This window comes from Ensifer sp. NPDC090286 (assembly GCF_044769565.1).
GTDB lineage: Bacteria > Pseudomonadota > Alphaproteobacteria > Rhizobiales > Rhizobiaceae > Ensifer.
Genome location: NZ_JBIVYF010000003.1, coordinates 611851 through 637523 on the forward strand (window position 1 = coordinate 611851; position 25673 = coordinate 637523).

The following is a 25673-nucleotide window of genomic DNA, read 5'->3' on the forward strand; positions in this document are numbered from 1 at the left end:
GTGCTGCCGAAAGGGAGATGAGAGATGACGAAAGTCTTCGTTTACGACCACGTGCGCACGCCGCGCGGCCGTGGCAAGAAGGACGGATCGCTGCACGAAGTGCCGTCCGTTCGGCTCGCCGCCAAGATGCTGGAAGCGGTGCGTGACCGCAACGACCTCGACACGTCGACCGTCGACGACATCATCATGGGTTGCGTCGATCCGGTGATGGACGCAGGCGCGGTGATCCCGAAGGCTGCCGCCTTCGAAGCCGGCTATTCGACCCGTGCCCCCGGCATGCAGATCTCGCGCTTCTGCGCTTCCGGCCTCGACGCCGTCAACTTCGGCGCAGCGAAGATCGCGCAAGGCGCCGACGACATCGTCATTGCCGGCGGCGTTGAATCGATGTCGCGCGTCGGCCTCGGCATGTCCGGCGGCGCCTGGTTCATGGACCCGTCGGTCAACCTGCCGGCCTTCTTCATGCCGCAGGGCGTTTCGGCCGACCTGATCGCCACCAAGTACGGCTTCAGCCGCGACGACGTCGACGCCTATGCCGTCGAAAGCCAGAAGCGCGCAGCGCATGCATGGGAAAAGGGCTACTTCAAGAAGTCCGTCGTTCCCTTCAAGGACCAGAACGGTCTGACCATCCTCGACCGCGACGAGCACATGCGTCCGGGCACCGACATGCAGGCACTCGCCTCGCTCAACCCGTCCTTCCAGATGCCAGGTGAAATGGGCGGCTTCGAAGCGGTTGGCATCCAGGCACACCCTGAAATCGAGAAGATCAACTACGTACACCATGCCGGCAATTCGTCCGGGATCGTCGACGGCGCCGCAGCCGTGCTGCTCGGCTCCAAGGCCGGTGGCGAGAGCATGGGCCTGAAACCCCGCGCCCGCATTCGCGCCTTCGCCAATATCGGCTCCGACCCGGCACTGATGCTGACCGGCCCGGTCGACGTCACCGAGAAGCTGCTGAAGCGCGCCGACATGAAGCTGTCGGATATCGATCTCTTCGAGCTAAACGAAGCCTTTGCGGCGGTCGTCCTGCGCTACATGCAGGCCTTCGACATCCCGCACGACAAGATCAACGTCAACGGCGGCGCGATCGCCATGGGCCATCCGCTCGGCGCGACCGGCGCGATGATCCTCGGCACCGTGCTCGACGAACTGGAGCGCCGCGATCTCAACACCGCGCTCGTCACCCTTTGCATCGGCGCCGGCATGGGCACGGCCACGATCATCGAAAGGGTCTGACGATGGACGTGATGCGCCGCACCCTTCTTGGACTGATGGGCCTGGGGCTGCTTGCAGCCGCGGGCTGCGTCTCCGACGAGGAGGAAGGCGGCGACAGCTTCACGCTCACCGGTGCGATCACCAATGTCGCCAGCGGCCCGGTTCCAGTCGGCACCGTCACGATCCGGCTCGAAGAGCAGGGCGTGATGGACGTCGCCGCCAAGCTGATCGCCGAGACGTCTGTCGTCAGCGACGGCAAGGCCACCCGCGTGCCCTTCGTGCTGCAGGTGCCGAAGCCCGAACTCGACAAGGCTGTCGACGCCGGCTTCAGCATCCGTGTCGAGCGCGACGGGCGGCTGATCGCCACCAACACCAGCAAGCAACGTTACAGCGGCGGATCGAACGTCTCGCTGCAGATCGAACCCATTCTCTACTGAGGGGGAGAACCATGACGAATTACACCAATTTCAAGATCGAGACCGACGCCGACGGCATTGCGCTCGTCACCTGGGACATGCCCGAGAAGTCGATGAACGTCTTCACCCAGGAGGTGATGGAAGAGCTGAACGCCATCGTCGATCAGAACACTGCCGATGCGGCGATCAAGGGCGTCGTCTTCACGTCGGGCAAGTCGAGCTTCTCCGGGGGCGCTGATCTGTCGATGATCAAGTCGATGTTCACCTTCCAGCAGGAAGAAAAGAAGAAGGATCCGGATAACGCCGCCCAGAAGCTCTTCGATCTGGTCGGCCGCATGACGGGCCTGTTCCGCAAGCTCGAAACCTCCGGCAAGCCGTGGGTCTCGGCGATCAACGGCACCTGCATGGGCGGCGCCTTCGAGCTTTCGCTCGCCTGCCACGGCCGCGTCGCCTCCAATTCCAAATCGGTGAAGATCGCGTTGCCGGAAGTCAAGGTCGGCATCTTCCCGGGCGCCGGCGGCACCCAGCGCGTGCCGCGCCTTACCAACGCACAGGACGCGCTGCAGATGATGACGACGGGTTCGTCGCTGACGGCAGCCCGCGCCAAGGCGCTCGGCCTGGTGCATGAGGTCGTCGATGCCGACAAACTGGTCGAGGCTGCCAAGGCGATGATCAAGAACGGCCTGAAGCCGGTGCAGCCCTGGGACGAAAAGGGCTACAAGGTCCCGGGCGGCGGCATCTGGACGCCAGCCTCGGCGCAGCTGTGGCCGGCCGCTTCCGGCATCCTGCGCCGCGAGACCTACGGCAACTATCCGGGCGCCATCGCCATCCTGAAATGCGTCTATGAAGGTCTGCAGGTACCGTTCGATACGGCGCTCAAGATCGAGCAGCGCTACTTCACCGAGATCCTTCAGACGACCGAAGCCTTCTCGATGATCCGCTCGCTGTTCGTCTCGATGCAGGAACTCGGCAAGGGCGCCCGCCGCCCGGCCGGCGTGCCGAAGTCGGAGTTCAAGCATGTCGGCGTCGTCGGCGCCGGCTTCATGGGCGCCTCGATCGCCTATGTGACGGCCGCTGCCGGCATCCCGGTCACGCTGATCGACCGAGACATGGAAGCGGCGACGAAGGGCAAGACGCATTCGGAAGTCCTGGTCAAGGATTCGATCGGCAAGGGCCGACTGACCAAGGAAGAAGGCGAAGCCCTGCTTGCCCGCATCACGCCTTCGGCCGACTACAACGATCTGAAGACCGCCGGCCTCGTCGTCGAAGCGGTGTTCGAGGATCGCCAGGTCAAGAAGGACGTGATCGAGAAGGTGGAAGCGGTGATTGCCGAGGACGCGATCTTTGCCTCCAACACCTCGACGCTGCCGATCACCGGGCTTGCCAAGAACTCGAAGCGCCCGGCCCAGTTCATCGGCGTCCACTTTTTCTCGCCGGTCGAGAAGATGATGCTGACGGAAGTGATCCTCGGCAAGGAGAGCGGCGACAGGGCGCTCGCCGTGGCACTCGACTATGTCGCCGCGATCAAGAAGACGCCGATCGTCGTCAACGACACCCGCGGCTTCTACGTCAACCGCTGCGTCTTCCGCTACATCCACGAAGCCTATGACATGCTGATCGAAGGCGTGCCGCCGGCAATGATCGAGAATGCCGCAAAGATGGCTGGCATGCCGGTCGGACCTCTGTCGCTCAACGACGAAGTGGCGATCGACCTCAGCCAGAAGATCCTGAAAGCCACCGTCGCCGACCTCGGCGAAAAGGCCGTCGATCCCAAGCATCTGGCGCTGATCAACAAGATGGTTGACGACCTCGACCGCCGAGGCCGCAAGAACGGCAAGGGCTTCTACGAGTATCCGGCAAAGCCGGCCAAGAAGTATCTGTGGCCGGAGCTGAAGACGCTCTACCCACAGAAGAACGCCGACAAGATCGACGTCGAGGTGCTGAAGCAGCGCCTGCTGGCGACGATCGCGCTCGAAGCGGCCCGCACCGTGGAAGAAGGCATCGTCACCGATCCGCGCGAAGCCGACGTCGGCTCGATCCTCGGCTTCGGCTTTGCGCCTTACACAGGCGGCACGCTCTCCTACATCGACGGCATGGGCGTAAAGGCCTTCGTCAAGATGTGCGAGAAGCTCGCCAAGGACTATGGCGACCACTTCAAGCCGACGGCGCTCTTGAAGGAAATGGCCGAGCGCGGCGAGACCTTCTACGGCCGCTTCGACCCCTACGGCGAGAAGAAACACGCGGCGTAAGGCCCGCTCATCGCATTGGAAGCAGGCCCCTCGGGGGGCCTGTTTTCGTTTGAGCACGGCTCATCTGAGGCCCTTGCTCAACGCCCACCCGGCCGCCATCACCCTGTTACAGTTCTGGTGTTAGGCCCGCGCTGATGGAACCGCGACCCACGACCAGGCCATGACGAAAACGACATTCCGCGCCGCCGTCCCCGGCGACGAACCTTATCTGCACTGGCTCGAAGAAGCCTGCATGCGCGACTATGCCGTCGCACTCTGGGGCAGTTGGCGCCCGCGTCCGGCGGATGCGCTGATCCTCGATGAACATCGCGTCATCGTTGCAGACGGCGAAGATGCCGGCTGTGTTTCGGTGACACGGCGCGCGGACCATCTCTGGGTGAACAAGCTCTATGTCGCGCCCGCATATCAGAAGCGTGGTTACGGAGCTTTCGCCCTGAGGCAGGTGCTTGTCGAGGCGGCAGCAATCGGCCTGCCCGTACGGCTAAGCGTGCTGACGACCAATCCGGCGGTGGCCTTCTACCGTCGCGAAGGTCTTGTGATCTATGAGGAAACCGCCGAGCGCCGCTTCATGACATCGCGGGCGCGTTAAGCTTATCAGCATCTTCTGATTGACGCCCTCCGTGCGGGGGCGCATCCTCCGCGACTTCAGAGGGGGACACGCCATGAGCGAGCCTGATCTCTATCTGCTTGGGCGCGCCGGGCCCGAAGAAGCACGCCTGAAACGACAAATCGCCAACCTCGCACCCGATTCCGACCAGCAACTCGAACGGGTCGGCATCAAGCCGGGCGAGCGCGTCGTCGATCTCGGTTGCGGTCCCGGCGGCGTGCTGCATCTCATCGGCAAACGCGTCGGGCCGACCGGCTCGGTGCTTGGCATCGAGCGCGACCCGCATTTCGTCGAGCTTGCCCGCCGTTTCGTTGCCGGCCACGCGCTGCCGCAGGTCGAGGTGCGTGAGGGCGACGCCTATGCCACCGGCCTGCCGCGCCGCTCCTTCGACGGCGCCCATATGCGGCTGGTGCTGGTCAACGTGCCACGGCCGGAACTCATCGTGCTCGAAATGGTGTCGCTGGTGAGGCCCGGCGGCTGGATTGCGAGTTTCGAGGCCGATTTCCTGGCGCATATCTGCGATCCGCCGCTTGCCGCCTGGGACCGGCTGCTGGCCGCCTACACCGCCTATTCCACGGCCAGAGGCATCGACCTCAACATCGGCCGTCGGCTGCATCGGCTGTTCCGGAGTGCCGGCGTCGAGGCGATTTCCGTCGATGCGGTCGAGCACGTCTACCCGCCCGGCCACGACCGCCGATCGATCCTTCGGGATTTCATCAACAATGTCCGTGACAGGCTCGTTGCCGAAGCTTTCATCAGCCAAGTCCAGCTGGATGACGATCTCGCCGCCCTCGACCGCCACCTTGCCGACCCCAACGTGCTCGTGACGTCCCACCTGTTCTTCCGGCTGACCGGTCGCATACCGGAAGCCCTCGTCATCAAGGCGTGAAGCGTTCCGCTTCCATTCGGCCTCAGGCTGTCGCGCCCTGGCGCCGGTGCGCCAGGCGTTCGCCGACGATGATCAGCAGGCCGGCCGCAAAGATCAGTCCGGCGCCGGCGAAAACGTTCATTGCCGGCACGTCGCCCCAGATCAGGAAGCCGAGACCGAAGGCCCAGACGAGCGAGGTATATTCGAACGGTGCGATCACCGAGATCGGTGCGCGACGCATGCCCTCGAAAAAGGCGTACTGGGCGATGCCGGCGATGACGCCGGTACCGGCCATCAGCGCGACGTCGAAGAGCGCAGGCGGCGTCCAGAAGAAACCGACGGCAACCCCGGTCATGCCGATGAAGAAGACGTTGGAGATCGTCATCTGCACCAAGGTCGTTTCATGCAGTGCGGTCTTGCGCAGCATCACCGTGCCGATCGCCCAGAAGACGGCGGCAAGCAGAGCCAGGAACACAGGCAGCGACAGCTTCATGCCGGTGCCAAGCACATCGCAGGCGACGAGCACGCCGACGAAGCCGATGAAAACGGCGAACCAGCGGATCGGCGGCACGTCCTCTTTCAGGATCGGTACCGCCAGCAGCGTCACGACGATCGGCGCGGCATAATAGAGCGTCGTCATTTCGGCGAGGCTGAGATCACGCGCCGCATTGAAATAGCAAAGCCAGGCGGCAAGCAGCAAAAGGTTGCGCACGAAGAGCGGCTTGAGCACCGGCGATACGATGGCATTGCGCACCAGCTGGCCGCGGCCGATGACGAGGCAAAGCACAAGGATGGTGATGCTGCGGGTAAACAGGATCTGCCAAACCGAGAAGCCGACGACCAGCCATTTGACCGAAGCATCCTGCAGCGAAAACAGGAAATAGGAAAACGTCGTCATGACGATGCCTGACAGGACGGTCTTGTTCATGGGAGCCTCGATCACGCCGGCGGGAAGAGAAGCGGCGGAGCCCGTCTGATAGCGCGGCGGCGTCGGGCGCGGAAGGGGCATGCCGGGGTGGCGCTGTGGCGATTTCTTGGGGTGGCCTGCGCCACGATCCGGCACCAGGCTTGATGGAGATCAAGAACCGGCGCTTGCACCGCTGCTAGAAGGCGGCGATAACGATCGTGAAACCTAGGTCTCAATGACATGCAGCCGCTCGCCTTCGCCCTTGCCGCCCTCGTCCTGCTCGCGACGCCCGGTCCGACGAACACGCTGCTCTGGCTTTCCGGCGCATCGGCGGGCTTGCGCCGGTCGCTGCCGCTTTTGACCGGCGAGCTCGGCGGCTATCTTGCGGTGATCATTCCCGCCGTCGCGCTGCTCGCCCCGTTCCTCGCCGCCCATCCGAACCTCGGCCTGGCGCTGAGGCTCATTGCCGCCTGCTGGGTGCTCTACCTCGCCTATGCGCTCTGGACGACCGATGCCGAACGCAGCGAAGGCGTTGTCATCTCCACCCAACAAGTCTTCGTCACGACGCTGCTCAATCCGAAAGCCCTTATCGTCGCCCTGGTGCTGTTGCCGCAGACGGGATTGGCAGCCGTCTGGCCCTGGATCGCCGGCTTTTCGCTGCTGGTCGTCGCTGCCGGGTCGGCCTGGATCGGAGCCGGCGCCCTGCTGGTGCAGATCTCCAAGGGCCTGTCGGCCTCGCACCTGCCGCGCCGGATCGCCGCCGTCTGCCTCACGCTCTTCTCTGTCGGCATCGCCGGCAGCGCGATTGCCGCCATGCACTAGAAAAATCCCGGAGGACCAGCACGCGTCCTCCGGGAAATCGATCGTGAGAAGCGGCCAGTCGTTGTGCCTCAGGCGGCAACCGTCTCGCCGAGTTCCTTCGCCAAGGCGCCCATCAATTCTTCCCAGCCTCCACGCCGGTATTCGAGCTTGTCGAGCCCGTCGAGGAAGGCCACCTGTTCGGTAAAGACCAGGCGCGTGCCGGTGCCCGCGGGCTGGATATCGACCGTGGCGACGGAGGCGGAAATCCGCCTGTCGTTCTGCGTCATCGTATAGGCAAAGATGATCCGGCGGTTCTCGACGATATCCAGATAGATGGTGTCGTCGTAATAGGTCGTGCCGTCGTCCACGCTGAAGCGACCGCTTTCGCGGCCGCCGACGCGGAAGTCGTGGGTGATCTGCGCCCCGGCTTCGACGTTGACGAACCAGCGCTCCTTTGCGGCCGGTTCCGAGAACGCCCTGAACACCTCAACCGGCGTCGCCTTGAAGCTGCGCTCAATGGTGAAGCACGAATGTTCCACGGATCTATCAGTCATGTCTTGCCTCCTCTGGGTCGGAAACTGATGGCTTATGATTAACTGATTTCGATTATAAACTGCTATTATTTTGAAATCAGTTGAACGTTAGCGTCAGTGATGCGATAATGCAAGCGGTTTTAAAGAGGTGCCAATGAAGGACGACATGCGCTCGGGTTGCCCGATCAATCTTTCGCTCGAAGTGTTCGGCGACAAATGGAGCCTGCTGATCATTCGCGACATGATCTTCGGCGGCAAACGGCACTTCCGGGAGCTGCTGCGATCGCAGGAGGGCATCTCCTCGAACATCCTGGCGGACCGGCTGAAGATGCTGGTCGAACAGGGGATGCTGACGAGGCGCGACGACCCCACGCACAAGCAGAAGGCGATCTACAGCCTGACGGAAATGACGATTGCACTGGTGCCGATCATGGCCCAGCTCGGCGCCTGGGGGCGACGCTACCTGCCGGTCAGCGAAGAGCTCAGCATTCGTGCCGAACTCATGGAGAACGGCGGCCCGGCGCTCTGGGACCGCTTCATGGACGAGTTGCGGCACGACCATCTGGGGACGCCGCTCGACGGTCCTCCCAGGGTGCGCGCAACGCTGCAGGCCGCCTATGAAGAAGTGGTCGCCCGGAAGGCGCGCGAAGAGGCGACGGCCTGACGCTCGCCCATCCGCTCAGAGGCCGATCGCCGAGAGCATGACGAAGGTGGCAAACAGCACGAAATGCGTCATGCCCTCAATCGCGTTGGTCTGGCCGTCGTTGAGGTTGATCGCCGCAACGATCAGCGTGATCGTAACCATCACCGTCTGCACCGGCGACATCGCCATCAGGAAGGGCTGGCCGGTATAGAGCGCGATCGCCTCCATCACCGGCACCGTCAGGATGACGGTCGAAAGCGAGGCGCCGAGCGCGATGTTGACGACCGCCTGCATGCGGTTGGCGAGAGCGGCGCGCATGGCGGTCATGATCTCCGGCGAGGCGGAAATCGCCGCGACGACGATGGCCGTGACGGCGAGCGGTGCACCACTCCCCTTCAGGCCTGATGTCAGCAGCGACGACATCACTTCGGCTAGAAAGCCGATCAGTACGATGCCGAGTATCAGGATCACGATCGACGGCAGCACCGGCTGGTCCGGATCGCCTTGTCTCGCGCTCCCCTCGCCCTTCGCCTTCGGATAGCTGTAGCTGAAGAAGTAGCTGTGCACGCCCACCTGCATGCGCAGGAACAGAGCGTAGAGCGTGATCATCGCGCCGATGGTGAAGGCCGAGTAGAGATGCCATTTGGCCGCCGGCACGAATTCCGGCACGATCATCGAAATCCCCATCGCCGTCAGGATCATCACGCTGTAGGTGCGGGCGGAATCGTCGTTATAGGGCTGCTCGCCGTGCTTCAGGCCGCCGAGCAGGGCCGCGAGCCCCAGGATGCCGTTGATGTCGAGCATGACGGCCGCATAGATCGTGTCGCGCACCAGCGTCGGAGACGTCTCGCTCGTCATCATGATCGCCAGCACGACGACTTCGACGAGCACCGCCGAGAGCGTCAGGATCATCGTGCCATAGGGATCGCCGACCTTCGACGCCAGCACTTCGGCGTGATGCGATACCCGCAGCGACGCAAGCACGATCGCGACCACCAGGCCGCCGGCACCGAGAAGCGTTGCGAGGCGTCCCATCTCAAGCAGGTGATCTTCGAGCGCAAGTCCGGCGACCGCGGCCAGCATGGCGACGATCAGCAGGGGTTCCGCTTTCATGCGCATCAACAAAACGCCCTCCACCGAAAGCCTGTCCTGCCCATCACCGGAACTATAGGGGCGACGCCCCGCAAAGCAAATGACGGGGCGAGGACTATTTTCCTCCCGATTCTTTACCGCCCTGCAGCGTTTCGGTAGTGTGGCCGGGAACCAAAGCAGCAAGTGGCCGCCTGCCGGCCTGGATCTCTCGTCATGTTGTCTCACGGCACGATCTGGCACGCTATCGACACCTTGGCCGAGCGCCACCGGCTCTCGCCTTCCGGTCTCGCGCGCCGTGCCGGCCTCGACCCGACCTCCTTCAACAAGTCCAAGCGTCGCTCCGCCGACGGGCGGGAGCGTTGGCCCTCGACGGAATCGATCGCCAAGGTGCTGGAGGCGACCGGCGCCACCATGGACCAGTTCACAAGCCTGCTGCAGCCGGACGGGGCCACAGCGCCTTCGGAACCTGTGGCCGCTGCCACGATCCCGCTGATCGGCTTTGCCCAGGCGGGTGCCGGCGGCTACTTCGACGACGGCGGCTTTCCCGCCGGTCAGGGCTGGGACGTCATCGATTTTCCCACGGATGCGGAAAAGCGCAGCGGCACCTATGCACTCGGGGTACAGGGAGACAGCATGCTGCCGCTCTACCGCGACGGCGACATCCTGATCGTCGACCCCGGCGCGCCGATCCGGCGGGGCGATCGCGTCGTGGTGAAGACGCAGGAGGGCGAGGTCATGGCAAAGGTGCTCACGCGCCAGACGCCGCGGGTGATCGAACTTCTGTCGCTCAATCCCGAGCATCCGAACCGCAGCTTCGAGACCAGCCAGATCGAATGGATCGCCCGGATCATCTGGGCCAGCCAATAGGACGTCCTTCCTGATGCGGCAGCATTTGTACACCCTTGCCGGCGGCATCGCCGCAATCGCCCTTTTCACCGGCATCCTCTATGCGGGCGCCGTCGCCATCCGCGACCGCGAGACCACCGCCACACCCGAGCTCGTTCTCGAAACACCCGACATGACCGATTTCGAGGCGACGCCGGATCAGGCCAATGACGAGGTCCCGCTCGACCTCGGCGCGCCCTCCGGAGGCGCAGCGACGACGGGCGAACAACCGCATGGCACCTCCACGACGGAGAATGCGGCGCGTGCCATCGAGCCGCAGCAGTTCGGCCTGCCCGACACGGTCACCAGCGCGCCGCTCGAACGGGTGGAACCGCGCGCGCCGCTGTCGGAACCGAAGAAGGAAGCGAAAGCCGCCGGGCCGACCGTGCTCTATCGTCCGGTCGCGGTCGCCGCCGGCGTGATCCAGTTCGACAAGCTGACCCTGCAGATCGACGGCATCGAGCCGGAGCAGGCGGAGCGGACCTGCGAAAGCGGCGGCAAGAGCTGGCCCTGCGGCATCGTCGCACGAACCGCCTTCCGAAACTTCCTGCGTGCACGTGCGGTCAGCTGCGATCTGCCCGAAGCAGGTCCCGGCCCTTCGGCCACCGCCTCCTGCACGCTTGGCGGGCAGGATCTCGCCATCTGGCTCGTCGACAATGGCTGGGCGACACCGGTCGCGGGCTCCTCCCTCGAAAAGCGCGCCGACGCGGCACGCCAGGCGAAGCTCGGCTTTTACGGCGAGGATCCGCGCGACCTCAGCCACACGCCGATGACCTTCGACGATCCAACCCTCGGCCTCGGAGTGGACGCCTCGGAACCGGACTTGTAAACAGCCGCGACAATTCCCAGCTCTCGACCGTCTGTCGAAAGCAACAGACGGCCCGACTCTTTGAAACGACGCAACTCCGGATCAGGAACCACCCTCTCCCTGGAATTGCCCTACCACCGGAAAGCCCCATGCTGCCAAGCCTCAGCCACCACGAAGCTCTCGTCTATGTCATGGTGATGATGTCGGCGGTCGACCGCGAGATGAGCGACGACGAGTTTGCCCGCATCGGCCGGCTGGTCCAGTTCCTGCCCGTGTTCGAAGGATTCGACGAGGATAGCCTCGTCCATATCGGCCATGAATGTTCGGCACAGCTGGCGGCGCCCGAGGGGCTCGACATCATGCTCGAGATCGTGCGCGAAGCGCTGCCGGAGAAGTTCCACGAGACGGCCTACGCGCTCGCCGTCGAGATCGCGGCTGCCGACCAGCGCATCCGCAACGAAGAAATCCGCCTGCTGCAGCTGCTGCGCGACCGGCTTGGCCTCGACAAACTGACCTGCGCCGCCATCGAGCGCGGCGCGCTCGCACGCTTCCGCCGATAGGCCAGCCGACGACCGCACCGGGAAGCCCTGAAGCTCAGTAGATACCGTTCGGGAAGTAGCGCAGGTAGATTTCCTCCAAACGGCCGCTGCGCGACAACGCCAGCAGCGCGTGATCGATCGCCTGGGTCAGTGCCGGCTCCGACTTGCGGTTCATGATCGTCAGGCCTTCGCCGAGGAAACGTTGCGAGAAGTAGGCGCCATCGACGAGCGCGCAGCAACCGCCGGCAGCGCTGCCAGAGATCCAGAAGGAAAGCTGCATGCCGTCGGAAAACACCGCCGGCACATCGCCCTTCTGCAGCGCCGTCAGCATGGCCTCGCGGTCCGGAAAGACCTTGGCCTCGATCTTCGGGAAGAACGCCTTGAACATCGCCTCATGCGTGGTTCCGGCAACGACGCCGACCGGCTTGCCCTTCAGATCCTTCGGCGCGGCCACTGCGCCCGCCGCCTTGGTGTTGACCGCGAACCGCGCCGGGAGCCGCATGAAGGCGCGCGAAAAGCCGAAGCGCTGGCGCAGTTCCGGACCGACGGCGACGCCGGCGGCCACCGCCTCGCCCTGCCCCTGTTCCAGCGCCGGCAGCAGCTCCGCATAGGTCACCGCCTGGATCTGGCACTTGGCTTCAATGTCGAGCTCGCGGCAGATCTCGCGCACGAGATCGACATGAAATCCCGAAAGCTTGCCCGACTGATCGATGAAGTTGAACGGCGGAAAGTCCACCGTCGTCAAGAAGCGCAGGCGCGCGAGGCCCGTGAGATCCGGCTTGGCGATGCGTTCGCGCGCATCGAAAAGGAGCGGCAGATCCTTGGGCTGGGCCGCAAGCGGCGTTGCGATCAAGGACGCGCAAAGGGCAAACAGGGAGAAAAGCTTCATGGGCAGCGGGCCGGCACGTCTCGTGTGTCAGATGCGGCCCTTAGAACCGCGGATGATTCATCCCGTCCTAGGTTAGCCGTCCACGGCGCAACTGGCCATAGGCCTTACGCCATCGAGGCAATGATCGGTCAGGAAGGAATGGAGCGGGTGATCGGGATCGAACCGACGACATCCAGCTTGGGAAGCTGGCGTTCTACCGCTGAACTACACCCGCGGCGCCTGCGAAATTTCCCGAACCGGGGCGATCTGTCAAGCACCCTTGCGCCGGATCGCGCCAGGGTCACTTCGAAATCCCCTACTCGGCGCGAAAATGCTTCGAGAGCTTCAGGCCCTGCGCCTGATAGTTGGAGCCGACGCCGAGACCGTAGAGACCATCCGGGCGTTCCAGCATGTGTTCGTAGATCAGGCGGCCGACGATCTGGCCGTGTTCGAGGATGAACGGCACCTCGTGGCTGCGCACTTCCAGCACCGCACGGCTGCCCGTGCCGCCGGCAGAGGCATGACCGAAGCCCGGATCGAAGAAACCGGCGTAATGCACACGGAATTCGCCGACCAGCGGATCGAACGGCGTCATCTCGGCCGCATAAAGCGGTGGCACATGCACGGCCTCGCGCGAAACGAGAATGTAGAACTCATCCGGATCGAGGATCAGTTCGTCGCGGCCGCGGCTGTAGAGCGGCTCCCAGAAATCGAAGATCGCGTGCTGCGCCTTCTTGTCAACATCGATGACCGCCGTGTGGTGCTTGCCGCGATAGCCGATCAGGCCTTCGGGCCCGGTGCCCTTCAGATCGATCGACAGCGCGATGCCGCCACCGCTGACGTTCGGCTTGTCGCTCGCCACCAGCACGTCGCTATCATGCAGCGCCTGCAATTCCTGTTCCGACAGGATCGATTGGCCCATGCGGAAGCGGATCTGCGACAGGCGCGAGCCGCGGCGCACGACGATCGGGAAGGTGCGCGGGCTGATTTCGAGATAAAGCGGACCGCTGTAGCCGGCCGGGATCTTGTCGAATTCCTGGGCGCGGTCGGTGATGACGCGGGTGAAGATGTCGAGGCGGCCGGTCGAACTCTTCGGGTTGGCCGAGGCCGACATGCCCTTCGGCAGCGCCAGGCTTTCCATCAACGGCACGATGTAGACGCAGCCGGTCTCCAGCACCGCGCCCTCGGTCAGGTCGACCACGTGCAGCTTCAGCCGGTCGAGCTTGTCGGCAACGAGATGAGACGGACCCGGCATGAAGCTCGCGCGGACGCGAAAAGCCTTGGCGCCGAGGCGCAGGTCGAGGCTCGCCGGCTGGATCTGATCGTCATCCAGCGGCTTCTCGCTCTTCAGGCGTCCCGATTCGAACAGCGCGGCGATCGCGCGATCGGCCAAAATCCCAGTGTCGCGGCCCATTGCAGTCCTCTTTTCAGTTGCGAGACAAAACCAAACTCCGGGAATTGACGCAAGCGTACCCTGGCAGTATTGAAGCTTTATCCCGTGGTGATTTGGCCGGTCGGCTTGCAGCCACGTTAAACAAGTAGCTAAAAAGGCCGGGTGTCAAACCGGCCCTTCACGCGGCCGGTTTTTTTGTTTTTGAAAGTGATCGTCACATGAGCAAAAACTGGCGCCCCGCAACGCAACTGGTCCATGGCGGCACGACCCGCTCCCAGCACGGCGAGACCTCCGAAGCGATCTTCCTCACCCAGGGCTTCGTCTACGAGACTTCGGAAGCGGCTGAAGCGCGCTTCAAGGGCGAGACCGAAGGTTTCATCTACGCCCGCTACGGCAGCCCGACCAACGACATGTTCGAAAAGCGCATGTGCATGCTGGAAGGCGCTGAAGACGCGCGCGCCACCGCATCGGGCATGGCCGCGGTCACCGCCGCCATCCTCTGCCAGTTGAAGGCCGGCGATCATATCGTCGCTGCCCGCGCGCTCTTCGGCTCCTGCCGTTGGGTGGTCGAGACGCTGGCGCCGAAATACGGCATCGAGTGCACGCTGGTTGACGGGCGCGATCTCACCAACTGGGAAAAGGCGATCCAGAAGAACACCAAGGTCTTCTTCCTCGAAAGCCCGACCAACCCGACGCTTGAAGTCATCGACATTGCCGGCGTCGCCAAGCTCGCCAACCAGATCGGCGCCAAGGTCGTCGTCGACAACGTCTTTGCGACGCCGCTCTTCCAGAAGCCGCTGGAACTCGGCGCCCATATCGTCGTCTATTCCGCCACCAAGCATATCGACGGCCAGGGCCGCTGCCTCGGCGGCGTGGTGCTTTCCGACAAGGAATGGATCAACGAGCACCTGCACGACTACTTCCGCCACACCGGCCCGGCGATGTCGCCGTTCAACGCCTGGACGCTGCTGAAGGGCATCGAGACGCTGCCGCTGCGCGTGCGTCAGCAGACGGAAACGGCCCGCCGCGTCGCCGACTTCCTGGCGGAACAGCCGCAGGTCGCCAAGGTCATCTATCCCGGCCGCAAGGATCACCCACAGGCCGATATCATCGCCAAGCAGATGACCGGCGGCTCGACGCTCGTCGCCTTCGAACTGAAGGGCGGCAAGGATGCTGCCTTCGCGCTGCAGAATGCACTGGAGATCGTGCGCATCTCCAACAACCTCGGCGACAGCAAGAGCCTGATCACCCATCCGGCCACGACCACGCACAAGAACCTGACCGACGAGGCCCGTACGGAGCTCGGCATGTCCGCCGGCACCGTGCGCTTCTCGGCCGGTATCGAGGACAGCGACGATGTGGTGGAAGATTTCGCCCGCGCGCTGAAGGCCGTGAAGGCCTGATTTACGAAGACGCGGCCGCCGTGACCAACGGCGGCCGACGCCCCTTGCCGGTGGTCACGTAAGGACTTTCCGGCGGCCCAGCGCCAAGGCGCCAGGCACGCTTCACCCGCCCGATCCCGTCAGCACGACCATCCGTCCCATCGTGGGATCGCACAATCTTGCCGTTATTCTTGACGAAACCATCTTGCTGTAGAATACCCTGAAAGACCTGAAGCAAGGTGATGCCCATGTATCGCGCTTTGACCCGCGACATAGAAGTTACGGTGGAGCCGTACTATCTCGAAGAACAGTCGGATCCCGATGACGGCCGCTATGTTTGGGGCTATCGCATCGTCATCTCAAACCACTCGGACGCGACCGTGCGGTTGATGACGCGCTACTGGCACATTACCGATGAGAATGGGCAAGTCGACGAGGTCAGCGGTCCGGGCGTCATCGGCGAGCAGCCGCTGCTCAATCCCGGAGATACCTATGAGTACTCGTCCGGATGCCCGCTGGATACGCCCTCGGGCGTGATGTTCGGTCACTACAGCATGGAATCGGAAGGCGGAGAGACCTTCAACGTGGCCATCCCCGCCTTCTCGCTCGATTCACCCGGGCTCGTGCGCACCCTGAACTGACGCCAATCCGGAACAGCGCGTCCGTGGGACTAGCGTCGCTCTAAATCGCGGCCAATCGGCCGGAGGCGCCCGCTACTGCGGGCGCACCTCGCTTGCTTCGAAGCGATAGGTCGTCGAGCAGAACTCGCAGGTAACCTTGACTTCGCCATCGTCGATGGTGCTTTCGAGGTCGTCCGTGCTCAGGTTCGACAACACCGACTGAAGCTTTTCGCGCGAGCAGCTGCAACGGTCATAAACCGCTTGCGGTTCATAGACGCGAACGCCGCGCTCGTGGAACAGGCGATAGAGCAGCCGCTCGGTTCCAACCATCGGATCGGTCAATTCGTCCATGTCGATCGTTTCGACCATCACCTTGGCTTCGGCCCAGAGATCGTCGTCCTCGAACGTGCTTTCGCCGTCATCGCCGTCGCCGCCCGAGAGGTCGGGCTGGCGCATGCGCTCCGGCGCTTCGGGCAAGAACTGGGCAACCATGCCGCCGGCGCGCCAGCGATGACGCGGCTTGCCGTTTTCGTCGCGATCGAGAAGCTCGGCCACGCCAAGGCGCACCTTGGTCGGGATCTGCTCCGACTGACGGAAATAGACGCCGGCGATTTCCTCGAGCGTCGCACCGTCAAGCGCAACAATTCCCTGGTAACGCTGGGTATGGGCGCCCTGATCGATGGTGAAGGCGAGTACGCCCTTTCCGAGCAGCTCGTGCGAAAGGGTGCGGCCGTCCTTTTCGGCAGCCGCGAGCGCTTCCTGATCGTAGCGGGCATAGGCGCGCACGCGATCCGGCGTCGAGAAATCGGCGACGACCAGATCGACCGGGCCATCGCCTTGCGTCTGGACGATCAGCTTGCCTTCGAACTTCAGCGAGGTCCCGAGCAGCACGGTGAGCACGACGGTTTCGGCAACCAGGCGCGCGACCGGGAGCGGATAGTTGTGGCGCTCGAGAATTGCGTCCAGCATCGGGCCGAGCTGCACGGCGCGGCCGCGCACGTCGAGGCCTTCCACCTGGAAAGGCACAACGTGATCGTCACCGGCGAAGTCGAACTCACCCAGCCCTGGCGTCATGTCGGTCATGTCTTGCTCCTTGCCTCAGCCAACCAGATTGCGCCAGGGACATTCCTGTCCCCCGGCGCAACATGCCCGCTGTAATCACTTGATCCCGCGATAAACGGATTGTCCACCAGGTTTGTGCCGCCGCGTTGCGACGCACCACCCAGACGGCTGCGCGCTCGCTCGTTCAGGAGCGCCCGTATGCCGCCTAGATCGTGTCGCGCATTGGCAATGTCAAGATCTTGCCCGACGGCGGCTCAGACGAGCCCCATGCACCAGGCGATGACCGACTTCTGTGCGTGCAGGCGGTTTTCCGCCTCGTCGAAGACCACCGACTGCGGACCGTCGATCACGTCGTCGGTGACCTCTTCGCCGCGGTGCGCCGGCAGGCAGTGCATGAACAGCGCATCGGAGGCCGCACGCTTCATCAGCGCCTCGTTGACCTGGTAGGGCTGGAAGACGTTGTGGCCGCGGGCGCGGTGTTCCTGGTTCATCGAGATCCACGTGTCGGTCACCACGCAATTGGCGTCGGCGACGGCCTGCTCTGCGTCATGACACAAGAGGACCTCGCCGCCATTGTTGCGCGCCCAATTCAGGAACTTGTCCTGCGGCTCGGAGCCGAGCGGCACGGCCATGTTCATGCGGTAGCCGAAACGGGCGGAACCTTCGATCAGCGAATGCAGGACGTTGTTGCCGTCGCCGGTCCAGGCAATCGTCTTGCCCTTCACCGGGCCGCGATGCTCCTCGAAGGTCAGGATGTCGGCCATGATCTGGCAGGGGTGGGTATCGTCGGTCAGGCCGTTGATGACGGGGACCGTCGCATGCTCGGCCAGCTCCAGAAGACGGCGGTGGTCGGTGGTGCGGATCATGATGGCGTCGACGTAACGCGACAGGACCTTGGCCGTGTCGCCGATCGTCTCGGCGCGGCCGAGCTGCATTTCGGTGCCCGACAGAAACAGGGTTTCGCCGCCGAGCTGGCGCATGCCGACATCGAAGGAAACGCGGGTACGGGTGGAGGGCTTTTCGAAGATCATCGCCAGCATCTTGCCGGCGAGCGGCTTCTCGGCGGTTCCGGCCTTGGTCGCTGCCTTTCGGACGCGCGCATCGTCGATGATCGTCCGGAGGTCGGCGGCCGTCATGGCCGAAAGATCGAGAAAATGTCTGGTGCCTGCCATCGTACTCGGTTCCTGTCTGAAAAATCGGTCCCTGGTGCGGCACGCTATATACGTGCCCGCACGAAGGTCATTCTAGCGCCTTATTCGGCCCTGGGTCGCTATCTTCAGGCTGCGGCGTTGCCGCTTGCCTTGCGAACCGCCTCGGCGGCGCGTTCGATACGTGCCAGGCCCTCGCGGGCCTCTTCGGCCGTGATCGTCAGCGGCGGCAGCAAGCGCAGCACGTTTTCGCCGGCCGGCACGGCCAGAAGCTTCTCCGCGCGAATTTCCTTCAGCAGATCGGCCGAAGGGCCCTTCACCTTGATGCCCAGCATCAGACCGTCGCCGCGGATCTCCTCGATGACATCAGGGAAACGGTCCTTGAGCGACGCAAGACCCTGACGGAAGACCAGCGCGACATCGCGCACATGCGTGAGGAACCCGTCGGCAAGAACGACGTCGAGCACGGCGTTGCCGACAGCCATGGCCAGCGGATTGCCGCCATAGGTGGAGCCGTGCGTGCCCGCCACCATGCCAGATGCGGCTTCCTCGGTCGCCAGGCAGGCGCCGAACGGGAAGCCGCCGCCGATACCCTTGGCGACCGCCATGATATCCGGGCGGATGTCGGCCCATTCATAGGCAAACAGCTTGCCGGTACGGCCGACGCCCGTCTGAACCTCGTCGAGGATCAGGAGCAGGCCGAACTCGTCGCAGAGCGCGCGCAGTTCCTGCATAAACTCCTTGGTCGCCGGGCGGATACCGCCCTCGCCCTGGATCGGCTCAATCAGGATCGCTGCGGTTTCCTCTGTGATCGCATTCTTGACGGCAGCGATGTCGCCGAACGGGACCTGGTAGAAGCCCGGCGCCTTCGGACCGAAACCTTCGATGTATTTCTGCTGACCGCCGGCGGCGATCGTCGCGATCGTGCGGCCGTGGAAAGCGCCCTCAAAGGTGATGACGTGGAATTTCTCCGGGTGACCCTTGGAGAAGTGGTAACGCCGTGCCGTCTTGATGGCGCATTCCAGCGCTTCCGCACCCGAATTGGTGAAAAACACCTTGTCGGCAAAGGTCACGGCCGTCAGCCGGCGACCGAGGCTTTCCTGGCCCGCAATCTCATAGAGGTTGGACAGGTGCCAAACCTTGTCGGCCTGCGCCTTCAGCGCTTCGACGAGGTGGGGATGCGCGTGGCCGAGCGAGTTCACGGCAACGCCGGCGCCGAAATCGAGATAACGCGTACCGTCTTCAGCGATCAGCCAGGCGCCCTCTCCTCGCTCGAAACGCAACGGCGCGCGCATGTAGGTATCGTAAAGCGGCGTTGTTGCAGTCATGCGAGGCTCTCCTTCACTCCAGATCGACATCGATCCCGCGCCTCACGCGGTCCGATAAAAATCAAAAATGCCGCCTTTCGGCGGCGCAGGCACTATTCCCATTTCGCGCTGCAATGTCAACAAAACCAAGCCTTGCAGCGCAACATGAAGGATCGATTCCTGGCAGCAGAAAAATCGTCCGGGAGGGCTTGCAAAAATGCAACGCCGGCCGAGCAAGTTGGGGAAAACTACGAAATCGATTCGGCCTGATTCCCGGGACTCTTGCCACAGAGTCCAGCGGTCAGTACGTTAACATTCAATTACTAGACGCATGCGGCGGACCTAGTCACCAAAAGAGTTATCGCGTTTGCAACCCCGGGGTTCAGCCGGGGTGCGGTGAGGGATTCTGCCATCCCCAACGCTGAGAACGGAGAGTGCAGAAATGAACTGGACTGACGAGCGGGTGGAGAAACTGAAGAAGCTTTGGTCCGAGGGCCTGAGCGCGAGCCAGATCGCGGCACAGCTCGGCGGCGTCAGCCGTAACGCTGTCATCGGCAAGGTTCACCGCCTGAGCCTGCCAGGTCGCGCCAAGGCCGGCGGCAGCACCACGACGGCGGCCCGTCCGAAGCGCCCGACTTCGGCACCGCGTGCGCCGAACTACGCTTCGCGCGTTTCGGCCCGCCCGGTTGCACGCACGGCCGGCGCTGTCGTTCTCAAGGAAGAAATCGAAGTCGATCTCGTTGCCGAGCAGGATTTCAGCACCCGGACCGACGTTGTCGTGCCGATGTCGCGCCGCCTCGAGCTGACCCAGCTCACCGAGCGCACCTGCAAGTGGCCGATCGGCGACCCGCTGAAGGAAGAGTTTCACTTCTGCGGCAACGATTCCCCGGAATCCTCGCCTTACTGCACCTTCCATGCGCGGCTGGCCTACCAGCCGTCGGGCGAGCGCCGCAGGGCCCGCTAAGAAGCCGGACAGCATCAATAAAAAAGGGGCCGATCGGCCCCTTTTTTTGTTGGAGACTTCCGGATCTGTCAGCTTTCGAGCGAATAGCCGGCTCCGCGAACGGTGCGGATAACGTCCGGCATGTTCGAGAAATTCAGAGCCTTGCGCAGGCGACCGACATGCACGTCGACGGTGCGTTCGTCGACATAGATGTCATGGCCCCACACGCCGTCCAGAAGCTGCGAGCGCGAGAAGACGCGGCCCGGCGAGGACATCAGGAACTCCAGAAGACGGAACTCGGTCGGGCCGAGGCGCACTTCGCGGCTGCGGCGGTGAACGCGGTGGGTCTCGCGGTCGAGTTCGATGTCGCCGCAGCGAAGCAGCGTCGACAGCACCTCGGGCTTTGCCCGGCGCAGCATCGCCTTGACGCGCGCCATCAGCTCCGGAGTGGAGAATGGCTTGACCACATAGTCATCGGCGCCGGTCGCCAGACCCCGGACGCGCTCGCTTTCCTCGCCGCGCGCCGTCAGCATGATGATCGGCAGGCGCTCCGTCTCCGGGCGCTGGCGCAGCCGGCGGCAAAGTTCGATGCCGGAAACACCGGGCAGCATCCAGTCGAGGATGAGCAGGTCGGGCAGCCGCTCCTGAAGCCGGATCTCCGCCTCGTCGCCCCTGAGGATCGTGTCGACGTCGAAGCCCTCGGCTTCCAGATTGTAACGCAGCAGAACGCTCAGCGCCTCTTCGTCTTCGACTACGGCGATTTTTGGCAACATCAGGTAACGTCTCCTTACCGCGGGCGACCCTTGGGCTCATCGGCCCGGCCGGCGCTCAGACACTCTAAATCTGGAGCACGTCCGCCGATTTCAAAGGCGGGGCGAAAACCGCGTGCTTCAGATACAGGAATTCGGGGCCGCGACCGAAGCCGCGACCGGATCAAATTTCAAAGGGCATGCATGCTTACGGCGCGCTCGGCGCTCAGTCGTTGACCGAGCCCAGCGTCGACGTGGTGTCATCCTTCGGACGCTCGCCTTCCGGCTGAGCACCCGTCGCCATGTAATAGATCGTCTCGGCGATGTTGGTCGCGTGGTCGCCGATGCGCTCGATGTTCTTGGCGCAGAACAGAAGATGCGTGCAGGGCGTGATGTTGCGCGGATCTTCCATCATGTAGGTCAGCAGCTCGCGGAACAGCGAGGTGTAGATCGCATCGATCTCCTCGTCGCGCTCGCGGATGCTGTTGGCCTTCTCGGGCGAGCGCGAGGCGTAGACGTCGAGCACTTCCTTGAGCTGGACGAGAGCAAGCTCCGCCAGGTGCTCCAGGCCGCGGGCGAGCTTGCGCGGAATGCCGGATCCGGCAACCGCGATCACGCGCTTGGCGGTGTTCTTGCCGAGATCGCCGACGCGTTCCAGATCGGAGGCGATGCGGATCGATCCCATGATCTCGCGCAGGTCGGCGGCGACCGGCTGGCGCTTGGCGATGGTGACGATCGCCTTCTCGCCGATCTGGCGCTCGGCGTCGTCGAGAACGGTGTCGTCCGAGATCACCTTCTGCGCGAGAGCGAGGTCGGAATTGACCAGCGCGCGAACGGATTCGGCGACCATCTGCTCGGCGAGACCGCCCATCTCCGAGATGCGGCGCGTCAGGTACTTCAGTTCTTCGTCATAGGCGGACATGATATGCATGGACATGATCGTCGATCCTTACGGGCGCTTTGCAGTTACTGTTGCAGCCTTATGCGGCCTCAGCCGAAGCGGCCCATGATGTAATCCTGGGTGCGCTGGTCATCCGGATTGGTGAACATCTTGTCGGTGTCGTTCTCCTCGACGAGATTGCCGAGGTGGAACATGGCGGTGCGCTGCGAAACGCGGGCGGCCTGCTGCATCGAGTGGGTCACGATGACAATCGTGAAGTTCGTGCGCAGTTCGTGGATGAGTTCTTCAACCTTGGCCGTCGCGATCGGATCGAGCGCCGAGCAGGGCTCGTCCATCAGGATGACTTCCGGGCTGACGGCGACGGCACGGGCGATGCAGAGGCGCTGCTGCTGACCACCGGAAAGGCCAGTGCCCGGCTCCTGAAGACGATCCTTTACCTCGTTCCACAGACCGGCCTTCTGCAGGCTGGTCTCGACCACTTCGTCAAAGTCGGCCTTGGTGCGGGCAAGTCCGTGGATGCGCGGACCGTAGGCGACGTTGTCGTAGATCGACTTCGGGAAAGGATTCGGCTTCTGGAAGACCATGCCGACGCGGGCGCGCAGTTCGACGACGTCGATCGTCGGGTCGTAGATGTCGTCCTCGTCGAGCGTGATCTTGCCGGTGACGCGGCAGTTCTCGATCGTGTCGTTCATGCGGTTCAGCGTGCGCAGGAAGGTCGACTTGCCGCAACCCGAAGGACCGATCAGCGCCGTGACGGTGTTCTCGCGGATGTTGAGGTTGACGTCGAAAAGCGCGCGCTTCTCGCCGTAATAGACCGACACATCCTTGCCGATCATCTTGTAGGGCACGGTGTTCATTTTCTGATCCAGGGCCTTCTCGACTGCTGCTTCTGACATGATGTTCATAGTAATTACCTCACTACCAGCGGCGCTCAAAGCGACGTCGCAACAGAATGGCTCCAAGGTTCATGACGACCAGGAAGATGAGAAGAATGATGATTGCACCGGAGGTGCGCTCGACGAAGGCGCGTTCCGCCTCGTTGGCCCACATGTAGATCTGCACCGGCAGCGCCGTCGACGGTTCCATCGGCGAACCGGGAAAATCGACGACGAAGGCAACCATGCCGATCAGGAGCAACGGCGCGGTTTCGCCAAGCGCATGGGCAAGACCGATGATGGTGCCGGTCAGGATGCCGGGCATGGCGAGCGGCAGCACGTGGTGGAAGATGGTCTGCATCTTCGACGCACCGAGCCCGAGGGCCGCCGAGCGGATCGACGGCGGGACCGCCTTCAATGCCGCGCGGGTGGCGATGATGATCGTCGGAAGCGTCATCAGCGTCAGCACGAAGCCGCCGACGACGGCTGCCGAGCGCGGCATGCCGGCGAAGTTGATGAAGACGGCAAGGCCTAAGAGACCGTAGACGATCGACGGAACGGCCGCGAGGTTGTTGATGTTGACCTCGATCAGGTCGGTCAGCCGGTTCTTCGGCGCAAACTCCTCGAGGTAGATCGAGGCGGCGACGCCGATGGGAAGCGACAGCACCAGCACGATCAGCATCATGTAGAGCGAGCCGAGGGCAGCGACGCCGACGCCTGCCGCTTCAGGACGGCTGGAGGCGCCGAAGGTGAAGATGCCGGTGTTGAAGCTCTTCTTCAGGATGCCGGCGCTCGCCAGCTCGTTCATCCAGGTGACCTGCTGGTCCTTGACCTTGCGCTTGCCCTCATCGACCGAGAGATCGATCTGGCCCTTGAAGGCGGAGTCGATGTTGGCTTCGGCCAGCAGGGTGACCGGAACCGTCTTGCCGATGATCGACGGGTCGGCGACGACCATGTCGCGCAGCAGCGTGCGGGAGCTGGCGGAAACCATGTCGGTCGCCTGCTTGACCTGCGGCCGCTTGGTGGCGTCGATACCGAGCTGCTTGACGAGCGCGTCGCGCACCAGCAGCGGGTAGTTGGCGGTCATCAGCACCTTGCCGTCGGTCGCGCGTTCGCCCTTGGGATCGATGACCTTTTCGGTGAACTCGATCGGCAGCGTGATCGTCGTCTGCTGGAATGCGGTGTAGCCGTTGGAAAAGACGGTCCACAGCAGCAATGCCAGGAAGAAGAGACCAGTGCTGATCGCGGCCATGCCGTAAAAGCGGAACCGGCGCTCGGCAGCATAGCGACGCTTGATGCCGATATCGCGCTTGGCGGATGCGGGACGGGCGGAGATCCGGACGGTCGGGGAAGCGATGTCGGTCATTCGTACTGTTCCCGGTATTTGCGCACGATGTAGAGCGCGTAAATGTTGAGGCCGAGCGTGATGACGAAGAGCGTGATGCCCAGCGCGAAGGCCACCAGCGTCTGCGGCGAGGTGAACTCGAGGTCACCCGTCAGCTGGTTGACAATCTTCACCGTCACCGTCGTCATCGGCTCGAAAGGATTGATCTGCATGCGGGCCGCCACACCGGCTGCCAGCACCACGATCATGGTCTCGCCGACGGCGCGCGAGGCGGTCAGCAGCAACGCGCCGACGATGCCGGGAAGAGCGGCGGGAAGGATCACCTTCTTGACCGTTTCCGAGCGGGTGGCGCCAAGGCCGAGCGAGCCGTCACGCAGGGCCCGCGGCACCTGGGTGATGATGTCGTCCGACAACGACGACACGAACGGGATCAGCATGATGCCCATGACGATGCCGGCCGTCAGCACGCTCTGTGCCTGGATGAAGTTCTGGTAGTTGCCGGTCATGAGACCGTTCATCTGCGCCGAGATATCGCGCAGGAACGGGCCAACGGTCACCAGCGCAAAGAAACCGTAGACGATGGTCGGAATGCCGGCGAGCACTTCGAGCAGCGGCTTTGCGGTGGAGCGCAGGCGCGGACTTGCATATTCCGCCATGTAGATCGCCGCAAAGAGGCCGATCGGCACGGCGAAGAGCATGGCGACGAAGGCGATATAGAGCGTGCCGGCGAGGAGCGGGATCAGGCCGAATTGGCCCGAAGCGCCGCCGCTGCCGGCAGCCGCAAAGCGCGGATCCCAGACCGTGCCGAAGAAGAACTCGAACGGCGAGACCATGGTGAAGAAGCGGCCGGCTTCCGACAGCATCGAGGCGACGATGCCGACCGTCGTCAGGATGGCGATGGAGGACGCGACGATCAGCGAGCCGAGAATGACGCGCTCGACCTGGTTGCGGGCGCGGAAGCGGGTCGCGACGTTGCGGATGGCGTAGACGCCGCCGGCGATCGCGATCAGCAGAACGGCGACCGTCATCAGCCAGCGGTTGGTCGCGGTCATCGCGTTGAAGTGCTTGGCGACGGTGACCATGTAGGGGTCGCCTTCACCGGCAAGGGCCACGCCCTTGGAGGCGAGCGTCGCGCGCAGATTGGCAGAGCCACTCTCGAGCGCCGCGAGTTCCTCGCCGCTCAGGCGCAGAAGACCACCGGCAACGGATTTGACCTGACCGAGCGCGAGCTGCACGGCGGCAGGGCCCTGGCTCTGGACGGTATCCGGCAGGGCCGCGCGCGTGCTTCCGTCGATATAGACGGGAGCGGCGAACAGCCAGGTGCCAAGAACGAGCGCTGCCGGAAGCATCGCCCAGATGGCGACGTAGCTACCGTGGTAGCCCGGCAGGGAATGAAGGTTGGAGAGCTTGCCGCCGGACTGCGCCAACGAACGGGCGCGACCTGCAAAATAAGCAATGAAACCAATAATAATAATGAGCAAAAGAAGGAGCGAAGTACTCATCGGCACGTCTCCCCGGCA

27 protein-coding genes, 1 tRNA gene and 1 riboswitch are annotated in these 25673 nt (G+C 63.6%); of the genes, 13 read left to right on the top strand and 15 right to left on the bottom strand.

Features of this window, described 5'->3' with window-relative positions:
* Nucleotides 1-24 precede the first annotated feature (24 nt).
* From ACIQUG_RS18135 to ACIQUG_RS18155, 5 genes are all read left to right on the top strand, one after another.
* Entirely contained in the window at nt 25-1233 is a 1209-nt protein-coding gene (locus ACIQUG_RS18135; protein WP_192447926.1) for an acetyl-CoA C-acetyltransferase, read from the top strand.
* 11 nt (nt 1234-1244) lie between these two features.
* The gene (locus tag ACIQUG_RS18140) at nt 1245-1649 is read left to right on the top strand and encodes a YbaY family lipoprotein (protein WP_192447927.1); all 405 of its coding nucleotides are present in this window, start codon (nt 1245-1247) and stop codon (nt 1647-1649) included.
* A gap of 11 nt (nt 1650-1660) precedes the next feature.
* The gene (locus ACIQUG_RS18145; protein ID WP_402323402.1) at nt 1661-3877 is read left to right on the top strand and encodes a 3-hydroxyacyl-CoA dehydrogenase NAD-binding domain-containing protein; all 2217 of its coding nucleotides are present in this window, start codon (nt 1661-1663) and stop codon (nt 3875-3877) included.
* A gap of 160 nt (nt 3878-4037) precedes the next feature.
* Nucleotides 4038-4466, top strand: coding sequence for a GNAT family N-acetyltransferase (locus ACIQUG_RS18150; protein WP_402323403.1), 429 nt, complete (start codon nt 4038-4040; stop codon nt 4464-4466).
* Between the two features lie 73 nt (nt 4467-4539).
* Nucleotides 4540-5373 (top strand): methyltransferase domain-containing protein, encoded by an 834-nt coding sequence (locus ACIQUG_RS18155; RefSeq protein ID WP_402323404.1) that lies wholly within the window; start codon nt 4540-4542, stop codon nt 5371-5373.
* A 22-nt stretch (nt 5374-5395) separates the two neighbouring features.
* Here ACIQUG_RS18155 and ACIQUG_RS18160 read toward each other — a convergent pair whose 3' ends face one another.
* Nucleotides 5396-6280 carry a DMT family transporter gene (locus ACIQUG_RS18160; RefSeq protein ID WP_402323405.1) on the bottom strand — a complete coding sequence of 295 codons (885 nt, stop codon included), beginning with the start codon at nt 6278-6280 and terminating at the stop codon, nt 5396-5398.
* Between the two features lie 219 nt (nt 6281-6499).
* On the opposite strand from ACIQUG_RS18160, the gene ACIQUG_RS18165 reads away from it, so the two are divergent.
* Nucleotides 6500-7081, top strand: coding sequence for a LysE family translocator (locus tag ACIQUG_RS18165; protein WP_402323406.1), 582 nt, complete (start codon nt 6500-6502; stop codon nt 7079-7081).
* 68 nt (nt 7082-7149) lie between these two features.
* On the opposite strand, the gene ACIQUG_RS18170 is transcribed toward ACIQUG_RS18165, so the two are convergent.
* The gene (locus ACIQUG_RS18170) at nt 7150-7614 is read right to left on the bottom strand and encodes an SRPBCC family protein (protein WP_402323407.1); all 465 of its coding nucleotides are present in this window, start codon (nt 7612-7614) and stop codon (nt 7150-7152) included.
* A gap of 133 nt (nt 7615-7747) precedes the next feature.
* Between ACIQUG_RS18170 and ACIQUG_RS18175 the strand changes: the two genes are divergently transcribed.
* Nucleotides 7748-8257, top strand: a complete 510-nt coding sequence (locus tag ACIQUG_RS18175; RefSeq protein ID WP_402323408.1) for a winged helix-turn-helix transcriptional regulator — start codon at nt 7748-7750, stop codon at nt 8255-8257.
* A gap of 15 nt (nt 8258-8272) precedes the next feature.
* Here ACIQUG_RS18175 and ACIQUG_RS18180 read toward each other — a convergent pair whose 3' ends face one another.
* Entirely contained in the window at nt 8273-9355 is a 1083-nt protein-coding gene (locus ACIQUG_RS18180) for a calcium:proton antiporter (RefSeq protein ID WP_402323409.1), read from the bottom strand.
* A 186-nt stretch (nt 9356-9541) separates the two neighbouring features.
* On the opposite strand from ACIQUG_RS18180, the gene ACIQUG_RS18185 reads away from it, so the two are divergent.
* The 3 genes from ACIQUG_RS18185 (at nt 9542) to ACIQUG_RS18195 (ending at nt 11581) form a co-directional block, all read left to right on the top strand.
* On the top strand, nt 9542-10195 hold the full coding sequence (locus ACIQUG_RS18185; protein WP_402323410.1) for a helix-turn-helix transcriptional regulator: 654 nt from the start codon (nt 9542-9544) through the stop codon (nt 10193-10195).
* 13 nt (nt 10196-10208) lie between these two features.
* The gene (locus ACIQUG_RS18190) at nt 10209-11042 is read left to right on the top strand and encodes a thermonuclease family protein (protein ID WP_402323411.1); all 834 of its coding nucleotides are present in this window, start codon (nt 10209-10211) and stop codon (nt 11040-11042) included.
* Between the two features lie 128 nt (nt 11043-11170).
* A complete protein-coding gene (locus ACIQUG_RS18195; protein ID WP_043622382.1) occupies nt 11171-11581 on the top strand; it encodes a tellurite resistance TerB family protein in 411 nt (136 codons plus the stop codon).
* Nucleotides 11582-11615: 34 nt separating this feature from the next.
* On the opposite strand, the gene ACIQUG_RS18200 is transcribed toward ACIQUG_RS18195, so the two are convergent.
* The 3 genes from ACIQUG_RS18200 to ACIQUG_RS18210 all read right to left on the bottom strand — a co-directional run bounded on the left by ACIQUG_RS18200 (nt 11616) and on the right by ACIQUG_RS18210 (nt 13842).
* On the bottom strand, nt 11616-12449 hold the full coding sequence (locus ACIQUG_RS18200) for a transporter substrate-binding domain-containing protein (RefSeq protein WP_402323412.1): 834 nt from the start codon (nt 12447-12449) through the stop codon (nt 11616-11618).
* Between the two features lie 139 nt (nt 12450-12588).
* Nucleotides 12589-12663: transfer RNA gene (locus tag ACIQUG_RS18205), tRNA-Gly, on the bottom strand.
* An 81-nt stretch (nt 12664-12744) separates the two neighbouring features.
* Complete coding sequence (locus ACIQUG_RS18210) at nt 12745-13842, bottom strand: 2'-deoxycytidine 5'-triphosphate deaminase (RefSeq protein WP_043622376.1); 1098 nt, start codon at nt 13840-13842, stop codon at nt 12745-12747.
* A 74-nt stretch (nt 13843-13916) separates the two neighbouring features.
* A riboswitch (SAM riboswitch) is annotated at nt 13917-13995 on the top strand.
* A gap of 44 nt (nt 13996-14039) precedes the next feature.
* On the opposite strand from ACIQUG_RS18210, the gene ACIQUG_RS18215 reads away from it, so the two are divergent.
* Nucleotides 14040-15224, top strand: a complete 1185-nt coding sequence (locus tag ACIQUG_RS18215; RefSeq protein WP_402323413.1) for an O-succinylhomoserine sulfhydrylase — start codon at nt 14040-14042, stop codon at nt 15222-15224.
* Nucleotide 15225: 1 nt separating this feature from the next.
* Here ACIQUG_RS18215 and ACIQUG_RS18220 read toward each other — a convergent pair whose 3' ends face one another.
* The gene (locus tag ACIQUG_RS18220; RefSeq protein WP_402323414.1) at nt 15226-15453 is read right to left on the bottom strand and encodes a hypothetical protein; all 228 of its coding nucleotides are present in this window, start codon (nt 15451-15453) and stop codon (nt 15226-15228) included.
* On the opposite strand from ACIQUG_RS18220, the gene apaG reads away from it, so the two are divergent.
* On the top strand, nt 15452-15844 hold the full coding sequence (apaG, locus tag ACIQUG_RS18225; RefSeq protein WP_043622371.1) for a Co2+/Mg2+ efflux protein ApaG: 393 nt from the start codon (nt 15452-15454) through the stop codon (nt 15842-15844). The two genes, ACIQUG_RS18220 and apaG, sit on opposite strands and share 2 nt — an antisense overlap.
* Nucleotides 15845-15916: 72 nt before the next feature.
* Here the strand turns inward: apaG and ACIQUG_RS18230 are convergent, their stop codons facing one another.
* The 3 genes from ACIQUG_RS18230 to ACIQUG_RS18240 all read right to left on the bottom strand — a co-directional run bounded on the left by ACIQUG_RS18230 (nt 15917) and on the right by ACIQUG_RS18240 (nt 19361).
* Complete coding sequence (locus ACIQUG_RS18230; protein WP_192447938.1) at nt 15917-16906, bottom strand: Hsp33 family molecular chaperone; 990 nt, start codon at nt 16904-16906, stop codon at nt 15917-15919.
* A 233-nt stretch (nt 16907-17139) separates the two neighbouring features.
* On the bottom strand, nt 17140-18057 hold the full coding sequence (argF, locus tag ACIQUG_RS18235; protein WP_043622364.1) for an ornithine carbamoyltransferase: 918 nt from the start codon (nt 18055-18057) through the stop codon (nt 17140-17142).
* Between the two features lie 104 nt (nt 18058-18161).
* Nucleotides 18162-19361 (bottom strand): aspartate aminotransferase family protein, encoded by a 1200-nt coding sequence (locus ACIQUG_RS18240; protein ID WP_043622361.1) that lies wholly within the window; start codon nt 19359-19361, stop codon nt 18162-18164.
* 421 nt (nt 19362-19782) lie between these two features.
* Here ACIQUG_RS18240 and ACIQUG_RS18245 point away from each other — a divergent pair, with 421 nt between their 5' ends.
* Nucleotides 19783-20304: a GcrA family cell cycle regulator gene (locus tag ACIQUG_RS18245; RefSeq protein ID WP_043622357.1), complete on the top strand. Its 522-nt coding sequence runs from the start codon at nt 19783-19785 to the stop codon at nt 20302-20304.
* 68 nt (nt 20305-20372) lie between these two features.
* Here ACIQUG_RS18245 and phoB read toward each other — a convergent pair whose 3' ends face one another.
* The 5 genes from phoB to pstC form a co-directional block, all read right to left on the bottom strand.
* Nucleotides 20373-21056, bottom strand: coding sequence for a phosphate regulon transcriptional regulator PhoB (gene phoB, locus ACIQUG_RS18250; RefSeq protein WP_034797168.1), 684 nt, complete (start codon nt 21054-21056; stop codon nt 20373-20375).
* 202 nt (nt 21057-21258) lie between these two features.
* Nucleotides 21259-21972 carry a phosphate signaling complex protein PhoU gene (gene phoU / locus ACIQUG_RS18255; RefSeq protein WP_089043230.1) on the bottom strand — a complete coding sequence of 238 codons (714 nt, stop codon included), beginning with the start codon at nt 21970-21972 and terminating at the stop codon, nt 21259-21261.
* Nucleotides 21973-22022: 50 nt separating this feature from the next.
* Nucleotides 22023-22838, bottom strand: a complete 816-nt coding sequence (pstB, locus tag ACIQUG_RS18260; protein WP_034797173.1) for a phosphate ABC transporter ATP-binding protein PstB — start codon at nt 22836-22838, stop codon at nt 22023-22025.
* A 13-nt stretch (nt 22839-22851) separates the two neighbouring features.
* Nucleotides 22852-24174, bottom strand: a complete 1323-nt coding sequence (pstA, locus tag ACIQUG_RS18265; RefSeq protein WP_205237174.1) for a phosphate ABC transporter permease PstA — start codon at nt 24172-24174, stop codon at nt 22852-22854.
* Nucleotides 24171-25655, bottom strand: a complete 1485-nt coding sequence (pstC, locus tag ACIQUG_RS18270) for a phosphate ABC transporter permease subunit PstC (protein WP_402323415.1) — start codon at nt 25653-25655, stop codon at nt 24171-24173. The genes pstA and pstC overlap by 4 nt, the downstream gene beginning before the upstream one ends.
* Nucleotides 25656-25673: the final 18 nt, after the last annotated feature.